This is a genomic window from Limnoglobus roseus (genome assembly GCF_008254045.1).
GTDB classification, from domain to species: domain Bacteria; phylum Planctomycetota; class Planctomycetia; order Gemmatales; family Gemmataceae; genus Limnoglobus; species Limnoglobus roseus.
Map to the genome: position 1 here is coordinate 9,014,548 of NZ_CP042425.1, position 17,864 is coordinate 9,032,411.

A 17,864-nucleotide genomic window follows, 5' to 3' on the forward strand; every position below is an offset into this window, starting at 1 on the left:
TGGCGGGTGGGAGAGAGGCGGTTGGCAGGTAGTTCAGCTTACCCGCCGCAGCCGACCGTGTCCAGAGCCGAACGGCGGCCGCGGGCGTCGCGGGGTCAGTCCTTCAAGAACGTCGATTCCTTCGGGGCGGCGTACCGCACGGCAAGGTGCGGCGTTTCGAGCCGCGTTTGTCCCTTCCCCAACGACTGCATCCCAGCCTCGACCAGGCCGGACGTGAGCAGCGTCCGCTCAACCGGGTAGGCGGCCCGGCCGGTCAGGAAGAGTTGCTCCGCCTTCGCCATGAGGGAGGCCGAGTACGTGACATTCGGGTTCGGCGGCAGGTAGAACAGCGTCGAGAGCGGTTCGGCCTCGCCCTTGATCCGGCCGGCGAACGTGAAGTCGCCGACGAGGCCGTTCATCAACAGCATCGTGGCCTTCAACCCGTCGGCGTACTCGATGCGGTACGCGACCGGCGACTTGACCCACTCAGACATCTGCTTCGGCGTCGGGTGGCGGTGGCTGCCGGTCGGCGTCTGGGCCAGCGTCTGGCTGCGGCACAGGCACGCCTCGAACAGCTTCCCGTCCCAACCGCCGGCCTTCCATGTCCCCGCCTCCATCGCCGCCCACACCGCGTCGCCGCGGAGGGCCTGTACCGCGACGACGCCCGTCTCGCCGCCCTTCCGCCGCTCGGCCATGCACTGGATGACTTCCAGGGCGTGGAAGTCGTAGCTGTCCACGCCGCCCATCGCCACGCACATCACCTCTTCGACTTCCGCCCCGAGCGGCATCTCGACCGCCGGCATCCGCCAAGTCACGGGCAGCGACGACCCGGCCGCGAACGGGAACTTCATCTCCTTCGCGGTGTCCACCATTTCCTTCGCCCACGCCCACTTCCACGACAGATGCTTGTCGTTGAAGATCGGCACCGCTCGGCCGTCGGCCTTGAACACCTCGGCGGCTTGCTTGAAGAACTCGTACCGCGGGTACTTCTTCTGGCCGAACTCGTTGTCCGGGTAGTCACCGTGTTCGCCGATGACGAGAACCGCGTCCACGGCGATCTTGTCCGTGCCGCACCGCAACGCCTCGGCCACGGACTTGTAGATCGTGAAGCCGAACTCGGCGGCCCGCTCCCGGCTCAGGTCGTTCTTCGGAACCTGATCGACGTAGGCCGACACCACGTCGATTTCCGGCCGGTGCCACCCGCCCTTGACGGGGTAGCCGGTGAGGAACCGTTCGCCCATGTGCCAGGCGTGCGAGTGGTACCGCCATTCGGTGGTCACGATGGCGAGCTTCTTCCGCCCCTTCGCGTCCGGCCGCGCCCCGGCGTCGCCCCCGAGGAGGCTCGCCCCCGTCGCGGCGAGAAATGTCCGTCGTGAAATCATGAGTGGCCTTTCGAGAATTGATTTGTGGCAGGTGGGGGATCACTGGACCGCGCGGCCGCGCGCCGAGTCATGCCGCGAGAGGGGAAGGCGTGGCTCAGGATCGATCTTAGGCTGAATCACCGACAGCGGCGAATGACCCGGCCTGCGTAACGATCTTCGTGAGGAGTCGGATCTGGCGCGGCGGCAGCTTTCCCGCCAGCCAGTCTCCCAGACCAAGAAGAGCTCGCGGCTCGCCCAGCCGCCACGCCCGCGGGTGCTCGATCGTGTACCGCGTACGCGGGCCGATGTACATCACGGTCCGCCACACTCCGCACGACCTGAAGGAGGGAGCTAATCCTACCGGGGAGCGATCGCGACTTGGACCGGAATTTCGCACCTGACAGACAGCCGGCCCTTCATGCGAAAGTGCCCGGCTCGTCACCGGGCACCTCAACGAGTCGTGTCGCCGCCCGTTACTTCCTGGCCGGCTTTGATGAGGGGATAATGTCCGGGCGCGGCGACTCGACGAGCGGGTCCGCCCGTGGGATGGCGAGCGGTACGGCCGGCTTCTTGTCCGTGTACCGGCCGGCGATCAGCAGCTTCTCGATCTCACCGGCCGGCGGGGGCATTGCCGGCCCTGCCCCGCCCGACCGCCGGAGCTTCACGTCTTTGACGGTTAGCGCCTTCTCGTCGGCCCGGAACCGGAACGCGAACGGTTGCTCTTCCAGGGCCTGCCAACTCCCGCCCACGCCCTCGGGCGCGTCGACCCCGGTGATGTACCCGAACACGACGCCGTCCTTCGAGATGGCGTAGTCAGCCTCGATCGTCACCGTCGCCGGTCGTGAGGCCGGGACGCCCTTCTCCACACCTTGAACGTAGAGGTCGTTGGTAATCGTCAGTCGATCCTCCGTGAACGTGAGGCAGCACACCGCGTCCCCGGACACGCGGTACCACGTGCCGCCCGGCTTCGCGATCGTCATCGTGCCGTTCTTGGCAGCCGGCCCGGGGCCGCGTTCGACCGCGGGGTTGGCCGGCACGGGCACGGCGGCCGCCGTCGGAATCGCGGGGGGATCGCCGCCGACGGAAAGGGGCGGAGGCGATGCCGTCGGGAGATCCAACGGCGGCGGCGGTGGGGTGACGGGGACCGGTAAGACGGACGCCATCGGGGTCGGAACGGCCGGGGGCGTATTGAGCCGGTCCAGCTCCTTGCGCAAGTCTTGGTTAAGTTTCTCCTGCCGCTCCAACCGGGTCAGGAGGTCTTGCATCGTAACGGACTTCGACGCTGGTTCCTCCACCTTGGGCGAGGCTTCCTTCGGCGGGTCCGATGCCGGCGGTGTTACCTTGGGCAATGAGTCGTTCGGGGGCGGGGTGGTTTCACCCTTCTTCTCGACCACCGGCTTGCCGTCGTCCCCGCCGGCCATCGCCCACCCGCCGACGCCCACCCCGGCGGCCGACACGCTCACGGCGAGGGCCAGAACCGCGGCCCGGAATTTGTGCAGTGCCATTTCGGAGATCACTCCCTGGGATAGTGAAATTGCGGTCAGAGACGCCGCTGGGGCCGCCGCGGGCACCATGCCCCCGGTGGCGGCTTGGACGGTCGCCCGCACCAATTGCGGGTCGAGCAGCCGGGCCGTTGCCCCGGTGGCCGTGGTCGTCAGGACGGCCACCCCCGCCGTGATCCCCCGCCGCGTCAGGCGGGCTTGCAGTCGCCCCCGCCCCCACGCCAGGCGGGAGAGTACCGTGCCCTTGGGGATGCCCAGCCGCGCGGCCGCTTCCGCCGTGGTCAGGCCGGCGACGTAGCACAGGTGAACGGCCGCCCGGTACCGCTCGGGGAGTCTCTGAATCTCCTCGTCGATGACCGGCCAGACGTCGTCATGCGGTTCGGGCACGGAGCAACTGGCCCGTTCGGTCAGATCCTGTGTCACGGGGAACCTCCCGGCCGACTTCTTCGCCTTGCGGGCGACCCGCACGGCCACCCCGTACAGCCACCCGCCCACGGCGCTCGGCCGGCGGATCGACACTGCCTTGTGGGCGAGGACGAGGAACGTGGCCTGGAACGCATCGTCCGCGTCGGCGGTATTACGGAGGACGGACCGGCACACGGCGCGAACCATGGGCCCGTGCCGCCAGACAAGGGCTTCGAACGCCGCCGGGCTCCGGTCCATCAGGAATCGGGCCACGAGATCGGCGTCGGGCAGCCCCTCCGCGGCGTGGCCGGCCGTGAGAAAGGGCAGTGGTAAACGATTGCGGGGCATGTCCGCTCCGATCGACGTCCCGGTCTATGGAAGATGTGCCCGCGACGTGGCAGCTGATTCGGTGATGTTACCGAAAATTTTCCAGACACCCAGAAGGTGGGATGTGAGCGAGCCTGCACGCTACCTATGACCCGTTCGCGTGACACGGGCGTCGGCGGCGTCGCGGTCGGACAGCACAGGTCGGCCTTCTCATTCCACCCGGTATCGATCCTCCGTATGAACAATCCGGAATCGACGACGTCGCCGGCCTACCGTGTCGATACAGTGCCCCAGTTCCTAAACTGTCCAATGCCCGTCCGAATGCTGCAAGTGAGGATCAAGGATGTTGCGATTCGTCGTGATACTTGCGCTGGTCGTGGTTTCCGCGAGCGCAGTTTTCGCACAAGCCGCCCCGGCGTTCGCCACCCGAACGGCCACAACAATTCAGACGCCAGCCGTCCGCGCCGCCACGGCGGAAGTGGTGGCCATCGGCAAGATCACGGCCTTGGAGTCGGGAGAGGTGGAAGTCCCGCAGTTCGCCAACTCGGCCAACAAGCTCACGTTCCGGATTGCAGTCGTGAAGATCGAGGACGACTTGGCCGGAGCGGCCGGTCAGACCCATCTCAAGGTCGGGTTCCCCACGACCGGTGCCGCGGCCCGAGTCGGCATGCCCGCGTTCGATTGGAAGGAAAATGCCGTCGGCCTGTTCCTCGTGTCCAAGCATCACACCGGATCGTTCTACGTGGGCACCAATAACGGCCAGCCGATCGACGCGGCCGCGGAGGGATACAAGAACTCCCTGGTTCAAGTCAAAAGGGCCCGTGCGGTGATCGCCGACCCGATCCAGGGCCTCAAGGGCAAGGAAGTTAAAGACCGGTACTTCGCGGCGGCCATCCTCGTGCAAAAATACCGCACGTCGACCGCGGGCCAGACGAACAAGACGGAGGGGGTTCCGACCGAGGAGAGCAAGCTCATCCTGAGCGCGGTTGCCGATGCCGATTGGGAGAACCCCGAGAAGGACGTTCCCACGCCGTACCAGACGTTCACGAGACTCGGCCTGACGGCGGTTGACAAATGGCAGCCGGCCCCATTCAACGGGAACGGGAATCAGCAAGTCCACACGAGAGACGAGTTCAAGAAGTGGCTTGAGGGTGACGGGGTCAAGTATCAGGTGAAGAGGTACACCGCGAAGTAGCCCCTCATCTGGCCCGTCACGAAAGGCCTCGGAACTTGCAATTTCAACTCCGGCGACGTATAGTAGCCCGGTCGAAGGTCCTGCTGTCTCAACTGTCACCGTTGATTGCACATCCGGCCGATACGGCAAACAATAACTGATTTTTCCGTCCCCGAGTTCGCGTCAAGCGCGAACCAGTGACATTTGGCGTGTCTCCTTGTGACACGTTTAACTCTCACGAAAGGCTCGCCCGCAGCTGGGCGGTTTTATGTTTGGTTTGAAGCTTCGCGACATTCGCACGTCCAAAGGTTGGACCCGTCAAAAACTCGCCGCGGAATCTGGCCTGTGCCCGGATCACATCGCCCGGTGGGAAGACAACACCCAGGTTCCGTCGTGGGACGCCATGCTCAATCTGTGCCTGGCCCTCGACGTCGAGTGCGCCGCGTTCGGCGGATTCGATATCGTCTGTTGGCAGGGCGGGAGTGCGGCGTAGTGGGGATGTGAACGACCGACGGCCAATGGGGTCGCGTCTCGGCCATCGCTTTGCACGCCCACGCCGGTCTTTCCTGGGAATTGCCGCCGTTTAGTGATTCCCGCGGGCCGGCATCCGGGTTGCAATTGTCCCAATCGAATCCCGCTCCCGTGTTCTCGTTTCGGACCAAATTCAGTCTGGGCGGATGTTGAATGCGGTGGGAACGAAAGCTGGGAGCGGGATTCCTTCATCACCATTCCGACCGACCGCACCCTCTAACTTGATCTTGCACGACTGCCGGACCCGTTCGTCGGCCGGTGAACTGCGCACGAAAAAACCGGACGGGAGTAATCCCGTCCGGTGAACAGTCCCACACGTCGGACCCGTCCGTCCTTCGGTAGTCTTGTTGTCCCGAACCTCTCCCCCTCAGAATCGATCCGGGCCGCCGTCGTGACGAATCAGCGACGACGAAAGAGCGTAGAGCGCGTTCGCCGGGTGAGCAAGCGCACGGCCGAACCTTCGAAGGAACGGTTCGTTCGGCCCAGACGACTTGCGGGCGTTGCGGAAAAACCTGCCTAGTGTCATCATCCATCGCTTGTGATTATGACGACGATTGCAGTTAAACGCTGGATGATGTCATACCGGCGTTCATGACTCCGACGGAAAAGTAGCAAGCGCACGTCTTGGATGATTTTTTTGACCGTCTCACTTCTTGAAGTGCATCACCAGGAATGCGATCAGCCCGACCGCCGCCGCGATCAGCACGACGAGTCGCACGATCTTCATCGTGCTCCACGGCCGCTTGCCGACGACTTTACCGCTCGTGCCGTTCACCAAAATCTGGAACGTCCGGTCGTGGTAGCGGTACACCGCCACCCACACGGGCAGTAGGAGGTGCTTGAACGTGATTGCCGAGTGCTTCGTCTTCTGCTCGTGGACCCGTTGGTGGTCGCCTCCAATGTCTCGCCGCACGAGGCCGTCGATCGTCGGCCCGATCAGCGACTTCGCGACCTGGAAGCCCTCCTTCAAGCCGATCGCGTACCGCTCCGTCTTGAAGCCGCTCAGGTAGTCGGGCAGGAAGCCGTCGAGCTTCGCGAGTTCCCACGGCTCGACGGCATCCACGAGGCTCTGCGGCAGGCTCTTCGAGGCGCACACCAGCACGTCGTCGAAGAAGTGCTGCACCTCGCCGGACACGCTCGTCCACGCGACGCGCGTGACGGCCACCTGTCGGGTTTGCGTGTTCCCTTGCTGGTCGCGATAGGTTTCCGTCACCCAGTCGGTGTAATTGTCGCCGCGCTCGCCGTCGTAGAAGGTGTACGTCATCGTGTCGTACGTCCAGTACGGCACGTATACGCCGGTCAGTTGGCCGAGGGTGGCGATCTTCGTCAGTTCCGACGGCGCGAACCACAGCCCGGCCAGCCACGTCGTGAACGCCTCGCGGGCGTCGCGCAGGTCCACGGCGAACGGCAGAATCGCCTCCGGGGCGATCATGCCGACGACGGCGACCGGCTTGTTCTCCAGGTGCGTACCGCAGAACGGGCAGCGGTCGGTGACGACCTTCTCTTCGAGCAGCACCATCGCCCCGCAGCCGGTGCAGCGCGTCTGCGTCTCGCGGCCGGGGATCGGCGTGGCGTCCGTTTCTTGGTTGTCGAGGTACTTCAGGTAATCGCGTTCCAGCACCGCGGCGGAGCTGTCCTTCGCGATCTCCTCCTTGTGGCCGCAGTACGGGCAGGCGAGGCCGCGGACGCGCGGATCGTAGTCCAGCCGCGCCCCGCACTGCGGGCACGGAAACTTCCGCCCTTCCGGTGGGGCCTTCGTGACGGTCGGAATCTTCTGTTGGGGATCGGCCATAAGCAGAGGTCAGAAGTCAGAGATCAGAGGTCAGCAAAACCCGAGGTCGGAACTCGGCGATCAGAGCGGGTCTTGTCTGCCCTCTGATCTCTGACAGTTGGCTATTTTGGCAGCGGCGGCGGCAGGTGGGCCAACAGCGGTTGGAAGTCGGGCACTGTCGAGGCGGCCACCCAGTTTGCCATACCAGTCTTCCAGACGAGCGTCGCGCCGGTGATCTCGCCGGCGTCGATCTTCTGCTGAATCGCGCTCATCTCGAACGGCCCGGCGGCCTGACCGTTGATCGCGGCGTGGTACTTCACGCCGGTCGGCAGCGGTGGCGGGGCGGAAGCGGCGGCCCCCGGTGCGAACGCCGCCCCCATCTGGTTGCCGATGGCCATGCCCGCGCCGAAGCCCGCCCCCAGGCTTGCCCCGCCGCCGGGGTTCTGGGCCGCGTCGCGGATCGCCTCGGCCGTCTGGTACTTCATGTACTGGTCGAGGTTCCCCAGCACGCCCATCTCGGACCGCTTGTCGAGGGCCTTCTCGACTTCCGGCGGGAGCGAGATGTTCTCCACGTTGAACTGCGTGAGCGTGAACCCCATCTTCGCCAATTCCGGGGCGATCTTGATGAGGGCGACTTTGCCGAGTTGCTCGTAGTTCCCGGCCATGTCGAGGACGGGAATTTTCGCCGCGGCCGTAGCGTCGATGAACTTCGAGACGATCGTGTTGCGGAGTTGGTTCGTGATCTCGAACGCTTCGAACGACGGGTCGGTCGAGACGATTTCCTTCAGAAACGTGCCGGGGTCGGTGACCTTGAAGGCGTAGTTGCCGAAGGCGCGGATGCGGACCGGGCCGAACTCGGCGTCGCGGACCATGACGGGGTTCTGGGTGCCCCACTTCTGGTCCGTCCACTGGCGGGTCGAGATGAAGTAGACCTCGCACTTGAACGGCGACTCGAACCCATACTTCCAGCCGAGGATCTTCGACAGGATCGGCATGTTGTTCGTGTCGAGCGTGTACATGCCCGGCGTCTTCACGTCGGCGAGTTGGCCCTCCTTCACGAACGCGGCCGCCTGCCCTTCGCGGACGATGAGCTTCGCCCCGTTCTTGATTTCGTTGTCGTACCGGGGGAAGCGGTAGGCGAGGATTTCGTTCTGCGACGGCTCGGTCCACTCGATAATGTCGATGAACTCGCCGCGCAGTCGGCCGAGGATGCTCATGGTAGGCTCCGCGAAGGAAAGACGTGACTGCCGCTATTGTGGCGGAAGCGGTAATGCGGGCAATGGGAAATGACGCGCGGGGAGCGGAAGTCCCCCGCGCGGTACGGCTACTTCGGGATGGCGAAGTCGATCGTGTTGGACCCGGCCTTCACCTCGGCCGGCATCGTGGCCGTGCGAACCGGGTTTTCGGCCGTGTTCGCCGGGCCGTCGGGACCAGTCATGTCGGGGTCCGCCTTCTTCACCGGGGCGGTGGCCTTCCCGGCCGGGGCCGGCTTCTGCCAGGCAATTTCAACCTTGTACTTACCGGCGGTCAGCCCGCGGTCGGCCGTCACTTCGTACTTGCCGTCCTTGATCGCCCCGGCCGCGGCTTGCCCCTTCGGGTCGCCCTCCGGGACGAACTTCACGCTCCCGCTGCCGACCGGGATGCCCTCGACCGTTACCATCCCCTGGGCGGTGGACGCGGCCCCGCCGCAACCGGTCAGGCTGCCGAGCAGGGAGAACAGGAGGCCGGCGGCAACGGCCGTGGCCGTGCGACGGAAACGCTTCATGGGGTACGATCCTTCTTGGGGAGAAAGAAACCGCCCGCGCGGGCGCGCGGGCGGCACACGAGTTAGCGCAAGGGTTACGGCAGGCTCACCGTCTGGCCGTCGTTCGGCAATTCGAGCCGCGCGCCCGTGAAGTTGATCGCCGTGGCCGGCAGGGTCGGGAAGTTCGTGTGCACATCCGCCGGATCGCAGTCGAGCGTGTCCCGGATGAACCGGATCGACCCGTCGGCGAAGGCGAAGTTCACGCCGCCGGTGTGCAGGCTGGTGTACGCCAGCCGCTCGTTGTTGCCGTTAGTGTAAACGGTCCCGGCCGCCGGCTGCGGGTTGATCTTGTACCCGATGCGGCCCTCGAAACTGGCCGACGAGTTGTTGTGCCGGACGAACGTCGAGCCTGCGACGTTTCTCGTCCCGTCCCTCTCGCCGAGGAGGATGGTGTTGCTGGACCCGTCCTGGATCGTTTGGATCGACAGATTGGTCGGCTGCGTGCTTCCGTCCGGGCCGAGCACCCACCGGTTGCAAGTATAATTGTTCTTGGGGTAATTGCCCCAAATCGAACTGATGTTCGGGGCGGCGTCAGACGGGCAGAGGTAGGTGGTCACGACCGTGTTTGCCACCGCGGTGTTGTTCGTCGTCGTGGTGGTGGCGGCCGGCGAAGACGGCAGGGCGGCCGGCGTGGGCGTGGCGGTGAGCGCCAGGTCCGGGTTAATGGCCGTGAACAGCGGGGCCTGTTCGATGTACGGCAGGATGATGGTGCTCCAGTCCCACCAAGGGCTGAGGTTCACCGTCTTGGTGACGAACCACCCGGCCGGCAACTTGTTGTACGTGTCCTGGTAGCCGTGGCACGCCAGGGCCATCTGTTTCAGGTTGTTCGTGCACTTGGCGCGGGCGGCGGCCTCGCGGACCTTCTGCACGGCAGGGAGGAGCAGGCCGATGAGGATGGCGATGATGGCGATGACGACCAACAACTCGATCAGCGTAAAGGCACGACGAGGCACGCGAGTGCGTGACAGTACTCTCATGTAACCCTCAGGAGAATTGGGCGAGTCGGGATGGATTGAAAAAAAGGACGTGCGAGGGAAGGGAACCATCCCAAGTTCTTCCCCTCTAACTTAGCAATCTAAACAAACGCCCTCACAACAGCAAATGAATCTGATCCAATTTTAATCTCTGGCGTGGCAGACTGGAAGAAGATTCCGCAGCCGTGTGATCGCCGTCACCGGCCCAACGTGCGTTCCCGAACCCGCCGAGGTGCTACCCCGTCCATAAACTGACGGTTCCGGCCGCGGGCACACCCATCTGTTCGGGCGTGCGACGCGCGGCCGGCCTTCAGGAGGTTGGTGTGATGCTCTCTCTTAAATTGCCGGACGGGTCCGTTCGTCAGGTTCCGCCCGGCACCCGCCCCCGCGACGTGGCCGAGTCCATCGGCAAGCGACTCGCGCAAGCCGCCGTCGCCGCGAAAGTCGACGGCAAGATCGTCGATCTCGACCGCGAACTCACCGCCGATTCCGACTTCGCGCTGCTCACCGACAAGGACAAGGAATCGCTCGACGTGTTGCGGCACAGCGCCGCCCACATCATGGCCCGCGCGGTGATGCGGCTCTTCCCCGGCACCGAACTCGCGTTCGGCCCGACCACCGATAACGGCTTCTACTACGACATCCACAGCCCGACGCCGATCCGCGAGGACGACTTCGCCAAGATCGAAGAGGAGATGGCGAAGATCGTGAAAGCCGCCGAGCCGTTCGAGCGGTTCGAGAAGAGCGTGCCGGAAGGCCGGCAACTGATCGGCGACCTGAAGCAGAAGCTCAAGGTCGAGCACATCGACGAGAACCTCGGCAAGTCGCACGACAACGTCAGCTTCTACCGCCAGGGCGAGTTCATCGACCTGTGCCGCGGGCCACACATCCCGCACGCGGGCAAGGTCGGGGCGTTCAAACTCCTCAGCATCGCCGGAGCGTACTGGAAGAACGACGCGAAGCGCGAGCAACTGCAACGGCTCTACGGCACCGCGTTCTTCGACAAGAAGGAACTCGCCGCGTACCTGACTCAAGTTGAGGAAGCTAAGAAGCGGGACCATCGCGTCCTCGGCCGACAGTTGAAACTGTTCACCATCAGCCAGGTGGCCGGGCAGGGCATGATCCTGTGGATGCCGAAGGGGGCGACCGTCCGCGGGCTGCTTGAGAGCTTTATCAAGGATGAACTCGTCAAGCGTGGCTACTCACCGGTGTACACCCCGCACATCGGCAACCTGAACCTCTACCGCACCAGCGGGCACTTCCCGTACTACGCGGACGCCCAGTTCCCGCCGATGTACTTCAACCCGACCGTGCAGACCGTGGACACCTGGTACACGCTGCTCGAAAAGAAGCTGCTCACCGACGACCAGGAGAAGGCGTTCCTCGGCACCATCCAGGCTGTCAGCGAAGGCAAATCGCCGACAGACCCCGATCAGGAATTCCCGCGGTTCACCGTCGGCGAGATGAAGCTCGACGCCCGCGCACTGTGGTTGGAGTACCAGGAGGCGAAGGACCGCGACGCGAAGCTGAAGGTACTCAAAGACTGGATGAGCGGGCAGGAAGGCTATCTTTTGAAGCCGATGAACTGCCCGCACCACATCCAGATTTACAAGGCGTCACCGCACAGCTACCGCGACCTGCCGATCCGCCTCGCGGAGTTCGGCACCGTGTACCGCTTCGAGCAGTCGGGCGAACTCGGCGGCATGACCCGCGTTCGCGGCTTCACGCAGGACGACGCGCACCTGTTCCTCACCCCGGAGCAGGTCGAGCCGCAACTGCGGAGCGAGATCGAACTCGTGCTGCTCGTCCTCAAGACGCTCGGCCTGAACGACTACCGCGTGCGGGTGAGCGTCCGCGACCCGGCGTCCGACAAGTACGTCGGCGAGGCCGAATTGTGGGAGAAAGCCGAGGCGACGCTAAAAGCGGTCGTCGAGACGGTACCGGGGCTGAACTCCAGCATCGGCGTCGGCGAGGCGGCCTTCTACGGGCCGAAGATCGACTTCATCGTGAAGGACTGCATCGGCCGCGAGTGGCAACTCGGCACCGTGCAACTCGACTACAACCTGCCGCGGCGGTTCGACCTGGAGTATACCGGCCCCGACAACAAGCCGCACCGCCCGGTGATGATCCACCGCGCCCCGTTCGGCAGCCTCGAACGGTTCTGCGGCATCCTCATCGAGAACTTCGCCGGCGCGTTCCCGCTGTGGCTCGCCCCGGAGCAGGTCCGCGTGCTGACGATCAGTGAGAAGTCCGAGGCCTACGGCCGTGACATCGAGGCGAAGTTGAAGGCGGCCGGCTTCCGCGTGGACACCGACTACCGCAGCGAGAAAATCGGCGCGAAGGTCCGCGAAGCGTCACTCGAAAAGGTGCCGTACATGATCGTCGTCGGCGAAAAAGACGCCGCTGCCGGCACTGTGGCGTTGCGCGACCGTGTGGCCGACAAGGAGACGCGCGATCTGAAGCTCGACGCAGTGATCGCCCAACTTCAGGACGAAGTGGCGAAGAAGACCATCCGCACGATCAGCACGGCGACGGCCGACCTGACCGGCGGCGGCACGGCGAAGTTCGAGGGCTAAAACCGAGAGCGGCGGGGCCGAACCCGCCGCTTGCTTTTTTGGCGCGTGGTGCAGTCGTGAGCAATCTCTCAGAATCGCTGTCGCCGATTCTGCAGTCGGCCGTTTAGTCTCTGAGTTGTCTCGACTTCTCTCACTTCGAGCCCCTTATGAAACTCTGGCTACTACCGACGTGCGCCGCTGCGTCCCTTGTCCTGGCCATCGGCCTCCTGGCCCTCGGCAAAGCCGAGAAGCCGGAAGACTACCCCCTGACGTTCACCGAGGGCCACGACATCGGCAAGGACGACCACGGTCGGCCGTGCGTGCTGATCGCGGCCGCCCTCGGCGTGAAGACGGAAGTCTTCCGCGAGGCGTTCAGCGGCGTGACGCCGGCGAAGAACGGCAAGCCGAGCGGCGAGGAAGCGCGAAAGAACAAGGACGCGCTGATGAAGGTGCTGAAGCCACACGACGTGACGAACGACCGACTCGACGAGGTGTCGAACTACTACCGCTTCAAGCCGCAAGACGGCGAGTTGTGGAAACACAAGGACGCGAAGGCGCACGCCGTCGTCGAGAACGGCAAGGTCACGAAGGTCGTCGTCACCGAAACCGGGGCCGGGTACAGTTCGCCGCCGAAGGTCACGATCAAAGGGTTCGAGAAGGTCGAGTTGACCGTCACACTGCTGTTCGACAAGGACCTGGCGAAGAACGGGTCGATCAAGTCGATCGAGTTGAAGAAGTAACCCCGGTTCACCCCTCTTTAGGGTTGTGGTAGCGGCGGGGCGATCCGGTATCATTCACCCCATGATTCCGACGATTGCCTACGACGGCGGGGCGGCCACGGCCCTGCCGGCCACCCTGCCGCTGCCGGCGTCCAACGCGGGCGTGAAACTCGTTCAGGGCGAGGCTCCCGACGAGGCCCGCGAGTTCGACCGCCTGCTCGCCCGGCGGTTCGCGCGGGCGTGCTACGTCTTCCTCGTCGCGTACGCCGGGTTCCTGGCCCGCGATCTCGTCTTCTTCAACCGCGGCGGCGTCGAGTTCCAGCGGTACGTTCTCGCCGCCGGCGTCGTCCTCCAGGGCGGCCTCACGCTCGCCGTGCGGTTCGGCCGCGCGGCCTCACGCGGCCGGCGGAAGGTCGCCCAGTACGCCACGATCGTTCTCGCGTGGTTCGTCCTCGGCATCCTGCAGTACGACTTCCTCCGGTACGAAGTGACCCAGCCGGAAGTGCAAGCCGCCGACTGGTCCGCGACCGTCCAGATCACCGTGGCGAACACGAACTTCTTCCCGTGGTTCGCGCTGATCGCCGGCTACCCGGTCCTCGTGCCAATGTCCGGCCGGCGGGCCGCCGTCTTCGGCCTCGGCACGATGCTCATTCCCGTCCTCGTGACCGTCCTCGCCGCGTACACCATCCCGCCGTTGAACTGGAACCGCACGATCTACATGCACATCCAGTACGCCGTCTGGGGGACCATCGGCACGTGCATCGCTGCTTACGGCGCGGCCCAGGCGGGAGCCTTGCGGAAGGAAGCGTTCGCGGCCAGACAGTTCGGCCAATACATTCTTCGCGAACGGCTCGGCGGCGGCGGCATGGGCGACGTGTTTCTCGCCGAACACCGCCTCTTGAAGCGGCCGAGCGTCATCAAGGTCATCCGCCAGGATCGCTCGGCCGACGCGAACCTGCTCGCCCGGTTCGAGCGCGAGGTGAAAATCCTCGCCACGCTCACGCACTGGAACACCGTCGACGTTTATGACTACGGCCACACGCCCGAGGGCACGTTCTACTTCGTGATGGAGTACCTGCCGGGGGCAAACCTCGACGAACTGGTGAAGCGGCACGGTCCCCTGCCGCCCGGCCGGGCCGTCTTCCTGATCGCACAAATCTGCCGCGGCCTGCGCGAAGCGCACGCCGGTGGGTTGATCCACCGCGACATCAAGCCGAGCAACATCATGGCGACGGAACGCGGCGGGTTGCAGGACGTGGCGAAGTTGCTCGACTTCGGCCTCGTCTTCGATCCCGGTCGACTGACCGATTCGGGCAAGCTCACGCACGAGACGACAATCCTGGGCACGCCGCATTACATGGCCCCGGAACAAGCCCGCGGCGAGGCAGTGGACGGTCGGAGTGACATCTACGCCCTCGGCGCGACGCTCTACTTTCTGCTGGCGGGCCGACCGCCGTTCGATCAGAAGGCGATCGTCGAAGTGCTGGCGGCCCACCTCACGGCCGTGCCGAAACCGCTCTGCGACGTGAACGCGGCCCTCCCCGGCGACCTCAATGCGGTGGTTCTGCGGTGTCTGGCGAAAGCCCCGGCCGACCGCTTCGCGGACGTGCGAGAGTTGGAACTGGCCTTGCTCGGGTGTTCGTGTTCCACGGATTGGGACCACGAACGTGCCGCGGTGCCGTGAACTCTGGCGTCGGTATGATTGAATCCGCCGAGAGAACGCCGGGTCGTTGGCACGGGCGCTGCACTGCACCGATTGTTCCGATTCTTCCGCCAATCCGATCACACAACCACGATCCACAGCCGAGGCCGGGCTATGTTGCAGAACCGACTCAATCGGAAGATGGTCAGCGTCGTCTTCCGCGACCACGACGCCTCTGAAGAAGCCTTCGCGTTCCTGTACGACTGTGGCTACAACGACAATGAGATCAACGTGTTAATGTCCGACGAGCACCACGCCGATGCGCTCGTCCGTCGAGACCCACACCGCTACCACGCCGGGACTTACGCCACCGAAGGGATGGGCGTCGGCGGGGCCATCGGCACCGCCATCGGCGCGTCGATCATGGCCGTGGTCACCCTCGGCAGCGTCACCATCCCCGGCCTCGGGTTCCTCATCGCTGGGCCGATCGTGGCCGCGCTCGCGGGCGGCGGTGCGGGGGCCGTGACCGGCGGGTTGGTCGGCCGGTTGATCGGGGCCGGCATGACGGAACAAAATGCGCACGCCTACGACGCGGCGTTGCGCGAGGGCGGCGTGGCGATCGGCGTTTACCCGCACAACTGTGCGGAAGCGGAAAAGATCCGAGAGCGGTTCGCCGCCCTCGGTGGCGAAAACGTCTGCTACTGCTGAGCGAGCGATCCGGCGGGAGGGGTGAGGAACTCAATGGCCCCCGTTGCCACGTCATACATCGCCCCGACGATCACAATCTTTCCTTCCCGAACCAACTCCGCGAGAGTCCGACTTTGGGCCGTCATTTCCCGGACGCCGTTGACCACGTTCAGGCGCGCGACCTCGTTGACTAACGCTTGCTTGTCCGCGGGGGAGAGTCCGTTCAGGTTTTGGCACATCGTCGGATCGACAATGGCCTTCTGAATGTCTCCGACAACATGGTGGATGTGCTGACACCCCGTGGCTTCCGCTGGCGATTGGTGCGAACAGGCCAAGTTGACGGCCGCCGTCACGGCCCCGCACCGGGTATGGCCCATCACGACGACGAGTTTCGCCCCGGCCACGGCGGTACCGTACTCAATACTCCCCAGGGCCTTGCGACTCGTCACGTTCCCGGCCAACCGGACGCTAAAGATGTCCCCCATGCCCAGGTCGAAGATCAGCTCCGCCGGCGTCCGCGAGTCGATGCAACTGAGGACGACGGCGAGCGGGTGCTGCCCGGCCGCGGTCGCGTGGACTTGCCGGCCCAAGTCGCGGGTGAGCCGGTGCCCGGTCAGGAACCGTTCGTTGCCGTCCTTGAGAAGTTGGAGCACCTGCGGCGGGGACAGCGCCGATTGAATCTCGCGCGTCGAGTAGTCCACGTACTGCGTCTGGTCGCGCAACAGCGGGTACCGGTCGCGGAAGCCAACGAGGCTCACTTCGACGCCGCGGGCCGGGGCGGTTACTTCCTTGAAATCGAGGATCAAGCCGAGCACGTCGGGGTCGATGTAGTCGGTGGCCTGCGCGTCGAGGAGAACGTGCCCGCCGGCGGGCACTTCGTCGAGCGCCCGGGCGATGGCCGCCCGGTTGAGGAAGCTGACCTGATTCGCGAGTTCGATGCGAACGACTTCCCCGCCCAGGTGCTTCTCGACCACGCGGCGGATTGGCCGGCGGACGTTGCTCCGCAGGATGAACCCGATGCCAGTGCCCAGGCCGATCAGCACGCCGATCAAAAGGTCCGTGAGCACGATGGCCACGACCGTCACCACGAACGGGACGAACTGGTTCCAGCCTTCCCTCCACATCTGCCGGCCGATTTTCGGGCTAGCGAGTTTGACGCCGGTGGTGAACAAGATCGCCGCCAGACACGAGATCGGGATGAGGTTCAGGTACGCGGGCAGAAACGCCACGCTCACGAACAACAGCGCCCCGTGGACGACGGCCGACAGTTTCGTCCGGCTCCCGGCGTTGATGTTCACCGAACTCCGCACGATCACCGACGAGATCGGTAGCCCACCGACGAGGCCGCCGAGAAAATTGCCGACGCCCTGGGCGAGGAGTTCGCGGTTCGGCGGCGAGTTCCGCTGCTGCGGGTCGATCTTGTCAACGGCTTCGAGGTTCAACAGCGTTTCCAGGGTCGCGACGCCGGCGATCGTCAACGCGGCGATGTAGACGGCCGGGTTGGCCCACTGGAAGAAATCGGCCGATTGGAACTCGCCCAACAATTCCTGGAACGAGGCCGTCACCTTCACCTGCACCAAGTGCGTCGGCTCGATCAGCCAGCCCTTGCCGAAGCCGGCGAGAACCCGACTCGCCCCGACCCCGAACAAGACCACGGCCAACGGGGCGGGGAACGACGAGCGCTTCAAGAACGAAACGCGCGACCACAGGACGAGGATGATCGTGGACAGAATCCCGATCAGGGCCGCACCGGGGTGGATGTCTTCGAGCAACTCGATCAGTTCCGAGAACGTGTTCCGGTGGTCCGGCTGTTCGAAGGACATTTCCCCTTCCGGGTCCGGGTCGTGGCCGACGACGTGGGGCAATTGCTTGAGAATGAGGATGACACCGATGGCCGCCAACAGTCCCTTAATGACGTTCGACGGGAAGAACGCGGCCAGGAAGCCCAGGCGAGCGCACCCCAGGGCGATCTGAATCAAGCCCGCGACCGCGAGGGCCAGCAGGAACGTCTGGAACGATCCGAGGATGGCGATCTGTGCGGCCACGACGGCGATCAACCCCGGCGACGGGCCGCTGACGCTCGTTTGGGACCCGCTCAACAGGCCGACGACGATGCCGCCGATCACGCCCGCTACGAGGCCCGAGAACAGCGGCGCGTTGGCCGCCAGCGAAACGCCGAGGCACAGGGGAAGTGCGACAAAAAAGACGACTAACCCGGCCGTCAGGTCGCGCGGGAGTGTCGTGGAGATCCGTTCCGGGGTTGGCGGCATGCGTGCGCCCTCCGCAAGTGCGTGGTGAGATTGTTCGGCGTTTCCGGCTCGAAACGAACGAGCGGAAACGCTCCTCCACCGCATCGTGAGAAGCGCGCACGGCGACCGGACTGGGCGTAGATCGGGGGCGGCCTTTCTACGGCGGAGAGTTCACGTTAGTCAT

At 64.9% G+C, this 17,864-nt stretch carries 13 protein-coding genes; 6 read left to right on the forward strand and 7 right to left on the reverse strand.

Annotated features, from left to right (window positions below; genetic code table 11):
• Positions 1-95 precede the first annotated feature (95 nt).
• On the reverse strand, positions 96-1,361 hold the full coding sequence (locus PX52LOC_RS38595) for a hypothetical protein (protein ID WP_149115075.1): 1,266 nt from the start codon (positions 1,359-1,361) through the stop codon (positions 96-98).
• Positions 1,362-1,813: 452 nt separating this feature from the next.
• Complete coding sequence (locus PX52LOC_RS38600; RefSeq protein WP_149115076.1) at positions 1,814-3,595, reverse strand: RNA polymerase sigma factor; 1,782 nt, start codon at positions 3,593-3,595, stop codon at positions 1,814-1,816.
• A gap of 322 nt (positions 3,596-3,917) precedes the next feature.
• Here PX52LOC_RS38600 and PX52LOC_RS38605 point away from each other — a divergent pair, with 322 nt between their 5' ends.
• Together PX52LOC_RS38605 and PX52LOC_RS38610 are read left to right on the forward strand one after the other, a co-directional pair.
• Positions 3,918-4,769: a hypothetical protein gene (locus PX52LOC_RS38605; RefSeq protein ID WP_149115077.1), complete on the forward strand. Its 852-nt coding sequence runs from the start codon at positions 3,918-3,920 to the stop codon at positions 4,767-4,769.
• Positions 4,770-5,016: 247 nt separating this feature from the next.
• Positions 5,017-5,241: a helix-turn-helix domain-containing protein gene (locus PX52LOC_RS38610; protein WP_149115078.1), complete on the forward strand. Its 225-nt coding sequence runs from the start codon at positions 5,017-5,019 to the stop codon at positions 5,239-5,241.
• Positions 5,242-5,925: 684 nt separating this feature from the next.
• Here the strand turns inward: PX52LOC_RS38610 and PX52LOC_RS38615 are convergent.
• The 4 genes from PX52LOC_RS38615 to PX52LOC_RS38630 form a co-directional block, all read right to left on the reverse strand.
• Complete coding sequence (locus tag PX52LOC_RS38615) at positions 5,926-7,071, reverse strand: hypothetical protein (protein WP_149115079.1); 1,146 nt, start codon at positions 7,069-7,071, stop codon at positions 5,926-5,928.
• A 101-nt stretch (positions 7,072-7,172) separates the two neighbouring features.
• The gene (locus PX52LOC_RS38620) at positions 7,173-8,267 is read right to left on the reverse strand and encodes an SPFH domain-containing protein (RefSeq protein ID WP_149115080.1); all 1,095 of its coding nucleotides are present in this window, start codon (positions 8,265-8,267) and stop codon (positions 7,173-7,175) included.
• A 107-nt stretch (positions 8,268-8,374) separates the two neighbouring features.
• Positions 8,375-8,815, reverse strand: coding sequence for a hypothetical protein (locus PX52LOC_RS38625; RefSeq protein WP_149115081.1), 441 nt, complete (start codon positions 8,813-8,815; stop codon positions 8,375-8,377).
• A gap of 74 nt (positions 8,816-8,889) precedes the next feature.
• Entirely contained in the window at positions 8,890-9,807 is a 918-nt protein-coding gene (locus PX52LOC_RS38630) for a DUF1559 domain-containing protein (protein ID WP_168219481.1), read from the reverse strand.
• 347 nt (positions 9,808-10,154) lie between these two features.
• Here PX52LOC_RS38630 and thrS point away from each other — a divergent pair, with 347 nt between their 5' ends.
• From thrS to PX52LOC_RS38650, 4 genes are all read left to right on the forward strand, one after another.
• Positions 10,155-12,404: a threonine--tRNA ligase gene (thrS, locus tag PX52LOC_RS38635; protein ID WP_149115083.1), complete on the forward strand. Its 2,250-nt coding sequence runs from the start codon at positions 10,155-10,157 to the stop codon at positions 12,402-12,404.
• Between the two features lie 146 nt (positions 12,405-12,550).
• On the forward strand, positions 12,551-13,123 hold the full coding sequence (locus PX52LOC_RS38640; RefSeq protein WP_149115084.1) for a hypothetical protein: 573 nt from the start codon (positions 12,551-12,553) through the stop codon (positions 13,121-13,123).
• A gap of 61 nt (positions 13,124-13,184) precedes the next feature.
• On the forward strand, positions 13,185-14,786 hold the full coding sequence (locus tag PX52LOC_RS38645) for a serine/threonine-protein kinase (protein ID WP_149115085.1): 1,602 nt from the start codon (positions 13,185-13,187) through the stop codon (positions 14,784-14,786).
• A gap of 132 nt (positions 14,787-14,918) precedes the next feature.
• Positions 14,919-15,452 carry a hypothetical protein gene (locus PX52LOC_RS38650; RefSeq protein WP_149115086.1) on the forward strand — a complete coding sequence of 178 codons (534 nt, stop codon included), beginning with the start codon at positions 14,919-14,921 and terminating at the stop codon, positions 15,450-15,452.
• Here PX52LOC_RS38650 and PX52LOC_RS38655 read toward each other — a convergent pair.
• On the reverse strand, positions 15,443-17,701 hold the full coding sequence (locus PX52LOC_RS38655; RefSeq protein ID WP_149115087.1) for a bifunctional SulP family inorganic anion transporter/carbonic anhydrase: 2,259 nt from the start codon (positions 17,699-17,701) through the stop codon (positions 15,443-15,445). The genes PX52LOC_RS38650 and PX52LOC_RS38655 overlap by 10 nt on opposite strands.
• Positions 17,702-17,864 lie beyond the last annotated feature (163 nt).

Coding starts and splice junctions, on each gene's coding strand:
- PX52LOC_RS38605 (WP_149115077.1), top strand. CDS start 3,918: ATGTTGCGATTCGTCGTGATACTTGCGCTGGTCGTGGTTTCCGCGAGC.
- PX52LOC_RS38615 (WP_149115079.1), bottom strand. CDS start 7,071: ATGGCCGATCCCCAACAGAAGATTCCGACCGTCACGAAGGCCCCACCG.
- PX52LOC_RS38650 (WP_149115086.1), top strand. CDS start 14,919: ATGTTGCAGAACCGACTCAATCGGAAGATGGTCAGCGTCGTCTTCCGC.
- PX52LOC_RS38610 (WP_149115078.1), top strand. CDS start 5,017: ATGTTTGGTTTGAAGCTTCGCGACATTCGCACGTCCAAAGGTTGGACC.
- PX52LOC_RS38595 (WP_149115075.1), bottom strand. CDS start 1,361: ATGATTTCACGACGGACATTTCTCGCCGCGACGGGGGCGAGCCTCCTC.
- PX52LOC_RS38645 (WP_149115085.1), top strand. CDS start 13,185: ATGATTCCGACGATTGCCTACGACGGCGGGGCGGCCACGGCCCTGCCG.
- PX52LOC_RS38640 (WP_149115084.1), top strand. CDS start 12,551: ATGAAACTCTGGCTACTACCGACGTGCGCCGCTGCGTCCCTTGTCCTG.
- PX52LOC_RS38620 (WP_149115080.1), bottom strand. CDS start 8,267: ATGAGCATCCTCGGCCGACTGCGCGGCGAGTTCATCGACATTATCGAG.
- thrS (WP_149115083.1), top strand. CDS start 10,155: ATGCTCTCTCTTAAATTGCCGGACGGGTCCGTTCGTCAGGTTCCGCCC.
- PX52LOC_RS38600 (WP_149115076.1), bottom strand. CDS start 3,595: ATGCCCCGCAATCGTTTACCACTGCCCTTTCTCACGGCCGGCCACGCC.
- PX52LOC_RS38655 (WP_149115087.1), bottom strand. CDS start 17,701: ATGCCGCCAACCCCGGAACGGATCTCCACGACACTCCCGCGCGACCTG.
- PX52LOC_RS38625 (WP_149115081.1), bottom strand. CDS start 8,815: ATGAAGCGTTTCCGTCGCACGGCCACGGCCGTTGCCGCCGGCCTCCTG.